Origin of the sequence: Micromonospora sp., assembly GCF_048594385.1 — a bacterium.
In the GTDB taxonomy this organism is placed as follows: domain Bacteria; phylum Actinomycetota; class Actinomycetes; order Mycobacteriales; family Micromonosporaceae; genus Micromonospora; species Micromonospora wenchangensis.
Genome location: NZ_JBMDWU010000424.1, coordinates 1 through 8,059, shown reverse-complemented (window position 1 = coordinate 8,059; position 8,059 = coordinate 1). Strand labels below are relative to the sequence as shown.

The window sequence follows — 8,059 nt, the reverse complement described above, 5'->3', positions numbered from 1 at the left end:
GGCCGGCGCGGGCCTCGGCCACGTCATCGCGACCACCGACGCCCACGGGATCGACTCCGGGGTGTTGCGCGCCGCCCGGTCGGTCGTCGAGCAGGCGATCGCCGCCGGTCACGGCGATGACGGCCTCGCCCGGCTGGCCCGGTCCCTCGCCCCGGCCCGCCCCGCCTGACCCCCGCGGCGGGTCGGCCTTTGGAATACTCGGGCGCATGCGGACGGGTCTCCACAGTGGCCGGCGGGAGCGGGTGCGGCGTGTTCCTGCGTGACGTGCTGGCCACCGACGTCGAGGCGTACCAGCGGATGCGCTGCGACCCGGCGATGATGGCCGAACTCGGCGGACCGCTGCCGGCCGCCCACGTGGCCCGGCAGGTCCGCCGGGACGCCCGACTCGCCGCCGACGGCGTCGCGCTGATCAAGATGATCGTGGTGGACGACGCGGTCGCCGGCACCGTCACCCTCTGGCGCGGGCCGGACGACGAGGCGGTCACCGAGATCGGCTGGATGGTGCTGCCCGAGTTCCAGGGCCGGGGCCTGGCCAAACGTGCCGTCCGGGCGCTGCTCGACCAGGCCCGCACCGAGGGGCGGGCGGACACCGTGCACGCCTTCCCGGCGGTCACCAACGGGCCGTCGAACGCGATCTGCCGGGCGCTCGGGTTCAGCCTGCTCGGCGAGGAGGACGTCGAGTTCAACGACCGGGTCATCCGCACCCGGCACTGGACGCTCGACCTGACCCGCCGGGAAACCGGGTTGCCCCGCTGACCGGCCCGCTGCTTGGCTGGGGACGAAGCCGACCGGAGGGAGCAGACGACATGTCGTACGCCACGAGGTCCACCCAGGCGCCCACCATCGACGAGCAGCGGGAATCGAGGCTTCGTGACCACCAGCACCACCACGGCAGTGACGGCGCGACCATGCGCCGGTGACACCAGACCGGCCGGCACCCCGTACGGGGGTCGCTGATGTCGGTGTTCGATGATCCGGGCCACTTCGGCAGGATGTGGGCCGACAGGTACGACAGCCCCGGCAACCCCGACCCGGGCCCGGCGGTGGACTTCCTCGCCGAGCGGGCCGGCGACGGGCGGGTGCTCGAACTCGCCGTCGGGACGGGTCGGGTGGCGTTGCCGCTCGCCGCCCGGGGCGTACCCGTCGACGGGGTGGAGGCGTCACCGGAGATGGTGGCGAAGCTGCGCGCCAAGCCCGGCGGCGACGGCATGTCGGTGACCGTCGGCGACATGGCCGACGTGCCGGTGACAGGCCCGTACCGGCTGGTCTACCTGGTGTTCAACACCCTGTTCAACCTGGTCCGTGCCGAGCGGCAGCAGGACTGCCTCCGCAACGTGGCCCGGGTGCTGGCCCCCGGCGGCGAGTTCGTCGTCGAGGCGTTCGTGCCCGACCCGGCCACCTTCGACCGGGACGAACAGGTGCAGATGCGGTCGGTGACCGAGGACTCGGCCACCATCCGGCTGCACCAGTACGACCGGGCGGCGCAGACCTTCGTCCGGCAGACCATCACCTTCGACCGCGACGGCGTGCACCTGGAACCCTTCGCGATGCGCTACTGCTGGCCGGAGCAGATCGACGAGCTGGCCCACCGGGCCGGCCTGCGGCTCGTCGAGCGGTACGCCGACTGGCACCGGCACCCGTTCGACGACACCAGCACGTCGCACATCTCGGTCTACCGCCGCTGAGGGGTGGACCGGCCGGGGTCGGGGCGTACCGTCCCGACCCCGGGGTGTGCCGGCGTACTACAGCCGTTTGATCATGCGGATGGCGGTGGCCTCGAAGCCCATCTGCTCGTAGAGCGCCCGTGCGCCGGTGTTGAAGCCGAAGACGTTCAGCCCGATGGCGACCACCCCCAACTCCCGGCACAACCGCTCGGCGGCCTCGATGATCGCCCGGCCGTGGCCCTGGCGGCGCAGCTCCTCGCGCACCGCTAAGTCGTAGCCGAAGGCGTGCAGGCCGTCGGACTTCTGCTCCAGGTGCAGCCAGAGCCGACCGACCTCGGCGTCGCCGTCGTACGCCGTCCACAGCCGGTGCCCCTCGGTGGCCAGGCCGTCGGGCAGCAGACCCTGGAAGTCCTGCCGGGCCTTCTCCCGCGCCTCCGGCAGCGGCATCGCCCCGGAGGCGACGATGTTGCGCGCGTAGTCCTCCTCGGCGTGGTCCCGGTAGCGGAGGTACTGCTCGTCGGTCATCGGTTCCAGTCGCAACGCCACGCCGTCACGGTAGGCCAGCACCGCCCCGGCCCGCTGCCCGCGACGGGGTGACGCGCGGCTCACCCCGGGCGTCGTCCAGTTCGCCTGCCACCGGCCACCCCTCCTCGTCGACCTGGAAGAGGAAGTCGTGCCCGTCGGCGAGCACCGCGTCCGCGTAGCTCGGGTCGTTCTGGATGAGCACCGGTTCGGTGCCGACGCGCACGAACGCACCGACGTCGCCGTCGCACTCCGTCAACGCGGCGCAGCGCAGTCCGGGCCAGCCGAGCTGCGTGCGGGAGCCCCGCGGCGACGGCTGGTGCAGGACGGCCCGCATCGCCGTCGCCGAACACCGTGACGGTTGGTCGGGAGCGCTCAGATCCAGGAACATCACGTGCAGCCCCACCAGGCCGTGCTCGGGGTGGTCGAACGCCTCGGGGACGGTGGCGAGCACTTCGAAACCCAGCGAACGCCACAGCCGGACCGCGACCTCGTTCGACTCGACGACCGCGTTGAACTGGATGCTCCGGTAGCCGGCGGCACGCGCCCAGCTGACGACGTGCTCGCCGAGGGCGCGACCGACGCCGCGGCCGGAATGCCGTGGGTCGACCATGAAACTGGCCGTTGCCACGTGTGCGCCGCGACCGGGCCGGTTCGGACCCATCTTCGCGCTGCCGAGAACGGTCGGTCCGTCCACCGCGACGACGGTGCGCCCCGGAGGCGATTCCATCCACCACCCGCGGGCCTGTTCCAGGGACAGGTTCCCGGGAAACGCGTACGAGTGGCCCTGCGCCACGATCTCGCTGAAGAAGGGGTAGATCGCCGGCCAGTCGCCGTCCTCGGCGTCTCGGATCGTCACCGGATCACCGTAGGACCGGTCGACCGGCCCGACAACGCGATTCAGCCGGGCAGACGGTGGACCGGAGCTACACGTTGAACCGGAACTCCACCACGTCGCCGTCCTGCATGACGTACTCCTTGCCCTCGATCCGGACCTTGCCGGCGGCCTTCGCCGCCGCCATCGAACCGGCCGCGACCAGGTCGTCGTAGGAGACCACCTCGGCCTTGATGAAGCCGCGCTGGAAGTCGCTGTGGATCACCCCGGCGGCCTCCGGGGCGGTCGCGCCGACCGGCACGGTCCAGGCCCGCGCCTCCTTCGGCCCCGCCGTGAGGTACGTCTGGAGCCCGAGCGTGCGGAAGCCGACCCGGACGAGCTGGTCCAGCCCCGGCTCGGACTGCCCGATCGACTCCAGCAGCTCGCGGGCCTCCTCCTCGGGCAGGTCCACCAGCTCGGATTCGATCTTGGCGTCCATGAAGACGGCCTCGGCGGGGGCCACCAGAGCGCGCAGCTCGTCGAGGAAGACGGCGTTGCCCAGTTCGGCCTCGTCGACGTTGAAGACGTAGAGGAACGGCTTCGTGGTGAGCAGGTGCAGCTCCCGCAGGTGCTCCAACTCGATCTTGGCGGCGGCGGCCCCGGCGTACAGGGTGGTGCCGCCGTCGAGCACCTCGACGGCCTGCTTCGCGGCGGTCACGGCGGCGGCCCGGTCCTTGCGGAGCTTGGCCTCCTTCTCCAGCCGGGGCAGCGCCTTCTCCAGGGTCTGCAGGTCGGCGAGGATCAGCTCCGTGTTGATCGTCTCGATGTCGTCGGCGGGCGAGACCTTGCCGTCGACGTGCACCACGTTCGGGTCGGAGAAGGCCCGCACCACCTGGCAGATGGCCGAGGCGTCCCGGATGTTCGCCAGGAACGCGTTGCCCCGGCCCTGCCCCTTCGAGGCCCCCCGGACCAGGCCGGCGATGTCGACGAACGACACCGGCGCGGGCAGCACCTTCTGCGACGAGAAGATCTCGGCGAGCTTGTCGAGCCGCGCGTCCGGCAGCCCCACCACCCCGACGTTGGGCTCGATCGTGGCGAACGGGTAGTTCGCCGCGAGCACGTCGTTCTTGGTCAACGCGTTGAACAGGGTGCTCTTGCCGACGTTGGGCAGGCCGACGATGCCGATGGTGAGACTCACGACGGGCCAGCTTACGCCGTCACCCGGCAGGCGACCCCGTCGGCACCGCCGGGACAGCTCAGGCGGTGAGCAACCGGGGTTCGATCCGGGTCTCCCGCACCCCACCGGCACCGTCCGCCACCACCTCGTACGCGGCCACCCCGGCCCGGTCGGCGACCGCCTCGGCCAGCCGGGTGCCCCGGTAGACCAGCCCCACCCCGTCGTCGGTGCAGTGGCTGGCCGGCAGCGTGCCGTCGGCGACCAGCCGGTGCAGCAGCGGCCGGCGCTGCGCCTCGCTGTCGTAGTGCACCCCGTTGCCGTACGGCAGCCAGCCCAGGCCGTCGTTGTAGGCGCGCAACTCCCGGCCGTAGCTGTCGGTGGGGCCACCGACGTGCCAGCAGATCGAACCGGCGGAGACCCCGCCGAGCACCACCCCGGCCTCCCAGCACTCCCGCAGGATCTCCGGCAGCCCGTGCACCCGCCACACCGCGCACAGGTTGGCCACGCTGCCGCCGCCGACCCAGATGATGTCCTGGCCGAGCAGGTGTGCCCGGACGTCCTCGACGTTGGGCATCGGGAACAGCGCCAGGTGCGAGGGGCGGTAGCGGGTGCCGGCGAACGCGCCGTGGAAGACCGTCAGCGCGGTGGGCTGGTCGCCGACGGCCTGGTTGAGGTAGCAGATCCGCGGCTCGTCGGCCTGCGCCAGCCCGGCCATCAGGTCGAAGACCGGCCCGGGGGCGGCGTCCCACGGGCCCCGGTTGCGGCTGGCGAAACCCATGCTGGTGGCGACGATCGTCGGCTCGATAGCGGGCATGCTTGTCCTTTCTGCGGCTGGCTCCGCTGCCATCCTGCGCCACCGCCGTCCCCCGGCCCGCCGACCGGGGTCACCCGGCGAGTCGCCAGCCCGCCCCGCCGTCGGCCACCCCGGGCAGCTCGCCGGCCGCCGCGAGCGGCAGGGTGAGCCGGTCCCGGGCGCTCGGGCCGGCCCGCTCCGACTCGCCGAGCATCCAGCGCACCTCGTCGGCCGTCCAGCCCAGTGCCCGGCGGCCGGCGATCTCCCGGACCAGCCGTCGGCCGACCCGGGTGTCGTCGTCGTAGAACCGCATGCACCAGTGGTGCGCCCACATGCCCAGCGCCCGCAGGCCGGCCGCGTCGAGGGAGCCGACGAGCCGGCCGCAGGCGGTGTCGGCGAACGGCCGTGCCGGATCGTCGGCCCGGTCCCGCTCGATCGCGCCGAAGGCGGCCGGCGCGACCACCCGCATCCGGTCGTAGAGGCCCTGCGCGGCGGCGTCGTCCAGCCGCCCCCGCCCTGACCGAGGGTCGCCCCGCCCGGTCACGCTCGCCATCGCCGCACCCTTTCTGGAGTTGGTGCCGGGACGCTACCGACCACTACCGACACTTTCCGAGCCGGAAACTGATCCCGGCGACCGGGATAGGCGGGGTGAGCTGGGGCGTCTGTATCGGTGACAGACAACGACGGGGAGGGTGGGTGGACGAGGACGATCGGGCCCGGCTGGCCGAGTTCGTGGCCAGCCGGGCACCGGCCCTGATGCGGGTCGCGTACCTGCTCACCGGGGACCGGCACGCCGCCGAGGACCTGTTCCAGTCGGCGCTGGCCAAGACCATTCCGAGGTGGCGTGACCTGCGCCATACCGACCCGGAGGGCTACCTGCGCACGGTCATGTACCGGGAGCAGGTCAGCTGGTGGCGGCGGCTGCGCCGGTACCGGGAGACGCTGCTCACCGGCGTCGACGACCGGGCCGGACCGGACCTCTTCGGCGGCACCGACGTACGGCTGGCGATGCGGGCCGCGCTGCGCGCGCTGCCGGCGGCCCAGCGCACGGTCGTGGTCCTGCGCTACTACGAGGACCTGACCGAGACCCAGGTGGCCGCCGCGCTCGGCTGCTCGGTCGGCACCGTGCGCAGCCGCACCCACCGGGCCGTGGCCCGGCTGCGGCAACTCCTGCCGGACATCGAACTGCTGGAGGTACGGCGGTGACCACGCCCCTTGAGAACCTCATCCGCGCCACCCTCTCCGACCTCGCCGAGGAGGCACCGACAGTGCACGACCACCTGAACCGGGCGGAACGCCGGGCCCGGTCCCGCCGCCGCGTCACGATCACGATGAGCGCGGCGGGGGTCCTCGCCGCCATGCTGATCGCCACCCCGCTGGCGATGGCCGCCAGCGGTGGCGGGGACGCCCCGCCCGCCGCACCGGCCTCGACGCCGAGCGGGCCGCCCGCCGCCCCCGTCCCGGCAGCGGTGACCGAACCCCCCGTCGACCAGGGTGTCCGGACCGGCCGCGGCGCGCCGGCACCGGCCCGGAGCACCATTCCCGCATCGCCGGGCAAGCCGGCCCCGACGGCCGTGCCCGCGTCGCCTGCGCCGTCCACTCCGGCACCGCCCGCCATCCCCGCGTCGCCCGCTCCGGCGACGACCGCCGTACCCGCACCGCCCGTTCCGGCGTCGCCCGCGCCACGCGTCGACGGACCGCGCACCGGGCCGGTCACCGCACCGGCGCCCGCCCGCAGCGCACCGCCCGTCGACCGGGGGCCCGCGACCGGCCCCGTTCCCGCGCGCTGAGCACCACCTCCCCACCCCGGGACGGCCGGGGTGGGGAGGTCACCGCCGCCCGCACGCTCAGGTCCGATTCCCGCGAGCCACCGCCGGTGAGCTGCGGGCATGATCGGTGGCGTGGAGTTGGACTTCGAACGGTGCTACCGCGCCGTGGACAGCCGTGACCAGCGGTTCGACGGCTGGTTCTACACGGGCGTCACGTCGACCGGGATCTACTGCCGGCCGTCCTGCCCGGCGATCACGCCGAAGCGGCGTAACGTCCGTTTCTTCCCGTCGGCAGCCGCCGCGCAGGGGGCCGGCCTGCGGGCCTGCCGCCGGTGCCGGCCGGACGCCGCGCCCGGCTCACCGCAGTGGGACGTCCGCGCCGACGTGGTGGGTCGCGCCATGCGGCTCATCGCCGACGGGGTGGTCGACCGGGACGGCGTACCCGGGTTGGCCGCCCGGCTGGGCTACACGCAACGGCACCTGCACCGGATGCTCCGGGCGGAACTGGGTGCCGGGCCACTGGCGCTGGCGCGGGCCCAACGCGCCCAGACCGCCCGGACGCTGATCGAGACGACCGGGCTGGGCCTCGCGGAGGTGGCGTTCGCGGCCGGGTTCGGCAGCGTACGGCAGTTCAACGACACCGTCCGCCAGGTGTACGGGACGGTGCCGTCGCAGTTGCGTACCGGACGGGGCGGCCCGCCGACGCCTGGCGGGGCGGGCACGATCACGCTGCGGCTGGCGTACCGGCCGCCGCTGCATGCCGCCGCCCTGCTGGGGTTCCTGGCCGCCCGGACGCTGCCCGGGCTGGAGGAGGTGCGCGACGGGACGTACCGCCGGGGGTTGCGGCTGCCGCACGGCCCGGCGCAGATCGCGCTGACGCCGACGACCGGGTACGTCGTGGCGACGTTGCGCCTGGCCGACCTGCGGGACCTGGCCCCGGCGGTGGCCCGCTGCCGTCGCCTGTTCGACCTGGACGCCGATCCGGAGGCGGTCGACCAGACGCTGGCCGCCGATCCGGCCCTGGCGGGGATAGTCGTCGCCGAACCCGGCGTGCGGGTGCCCCGGGCGGTGGACGGTTTCGAGATGGCGCTACGGGCCATCATCGGCCAACAGGTCTCCCTGTCCGCCGCCCGCACCACCCTCACCCGCCTCCTCACCCACACTCCCCGCCCAGCCGCCCTCCCCCGCCTCGCCCCCGGCCCCGGCCCCGGCCCTGGCCCCGGTGATCAAGAGGCTTGCGTCACGGAGAGCGCTTCCCGGCGACGCAAACCTCTTGATCACCTCGCCGAAGCGGGCGGGCCCGCCGAAGCGGGCGGGGGT

General features: G+C 73.8%; 9 protein-coding genes and 2 pseudogenes. 6 read left to right on the top strand and 5 right to left on the bottom strand.

Annotated features, from left to right (window positions below; all coding sequences use genetic code 11):
• The 3 genes and pseudogenes from ACOJTC_RS23060 to ACOJTC_RS23050 all read left to right on the top strand — a co-directional run.
• Positions 1 to 169: pseudogene (locus ACOJTC_RS23060) on the top strand (hypothetical protein); the annotation flags it as partial.
• Between the two features lie 80 nt (positions 170 to 249).
• Positions 250 to 756: a GNAT family N-acetyltransferase gene (locus ACOJTC_RS23055; RefSeq protein WP_420118455.1), complete on the top strand. Its 507-nt coding sequence runs from the start codon at positions 250 to 252 to the stop codon at positions 754 to 756.
• 200 nt (positions 757 to 956) lie between these two features.
• Positions 957 to 1,685, top strand: coding sequence for a class I SAM-dependent DNA methyltransferase (locus ACOJTC_RS23050; protein ID WP_420118454.1), 729 nt, complete (start codon positions 957 to 959; stop codon positions 1,683 to 1,685).
• Between the two features lie 57 nt (positions 1,686 to 1,742).
• Here ACOJTC_RS23050 and ACOJTC_RS23045 read toward each other — a convergent pair whose 3' ends face one another.
• The 5 genes and pseudogenes from ACOJTC_RS23045 to ACOJTC_RS23025 all read right to left on the bottom strand — a co-directional run bounded on the left by ACOJTC_RS23045 (position 1,743) and on the right by ACOJTC_RS23025 (position 5,523).
• A complete protein-coding gene (locus ACOJTC_RS23045) occupies positions 1,743 to 2,210 on the bottom strand; it encodes a GNAT family N-acetyltransferase (protein WP_420118453.1) in 468 nt (155 codons plus the stop codon).
• Between the two features lie 352 nt (positions 2,211 to 2,562).
• Positions 2,563 to 3,045, bottom strand: a pseudogene (locus ACOJTC_RS23040) (GNAT family N-acetyltransferase); the annotation flags it as partial.
• 67 nt (positions 3,046 to 3,112) lie between these two features.
• The gene (gene ychF / locus ACOJTC_RS23035; RefSeq protein ID WP_420118452.1) at positions 3,113 to 4,198 is read right to left on the bottom strand and encodes a redox-regulated ATPase YchF; all 1,086 of its coding nucleotides are present in this window, start codon (positions 4,196 to 4,198) and stop codon (positions 3,113 to 3,115) included.
• A gap of 58 nt (positions 4,199 to 4,256) precedes the next feature.
• Positions 4,257 to 4,991, bottom strand: coding sequence for a Type 1 glutamine amidotransferase-like domain-containing protein (locus tag ACOJTC_RS23030; RefSeq protein WP_420118451.1), 735 nt, complete (start codon positions 4,989 to 4,991; stop codon positions 4,257 to 4,259).
• A gap of 70 nt (positions 4,992 to 5,061) precedes the next feature.
• Positions 5,062 to 5,523, bottom strand: coding sequence for a hypothetical protein (locus tag ACOJTC_RS23025; RefSeq protein ID WP_420118450.1), 462 nt, complete (start codon positions 5,521 to 5,523; stop codon positions 5,062 to 5,064).
• Positions 5,524 to 5,666: 143 nt separating this feature from the next.
• Between ACOJTC_RS23025 and ACOJTC_RS23020 the strand changes: the two genes are divergently transcribed.
• From ACOJTC_RS23020 to ACOJTC_RS23010, 3 genes are all read left to right on the top strand, one after another.
• Positions 5,667 to 6,176, top strand: a complete 510-nt coding sequence (locus ACOJTC_RS23020) for a SigE family RNA polymerase sigma factor (protein ID WP_420118449.1) — start codon at positions 5,667 to 5,669, stop codon at positions 6,174 to 6,176.
• Positions 6,173 to 6,760: a hypothetical protein gene (locus ACOJTC_RS23015; RefSeq protein WP_420118448.1), complete on the top strand. Its 588-nt coding sequence runs from the start codon at positions 6,173 to 6,175 to the stop codon at positions 6,758 to 6,760. Before ACOJTC_RS23020 ends, ACOJTC_RS23015 begins: the two co-directional genes overlap by 4 nt.
• A 111-nt stretch (positions 6,761 to 6,871) precedes the next feature.
• The coding region (locus ACOJTC_RS23010; RefSeq protein WP_420118447.1) for a bifunctional transcriptional activator/DNA repair enzyme AdaA at positions 6,872 to 8,059 on the top strand (1,188 nt) is incomplete at its 3' end.

Coding starts and splice junctions, on each gene's coding strand:
- ACOJTC_RS23050 (WP_420118454.1), top strand. CDS start 957: ATGTCGGTGTTCGATGATCCGGGCCACTTCGGCAGGATGTGGGCCGAC.
- ACOJTC_RS23030 (WP_420118451.1), bottom strand. CDS start 4,991: ATGCCCGCTATCGAGCCGACGATCGTCGCCACCAGCATGGGTTTCGCC.
- ACOJTC_RS23025 (WP_420118450.1), bottom strand. CDS start 5,523: ATGGCGAGCGTGACCGGGCGGGGCGACCCTCGGTCAGGGCGGGGGCGG.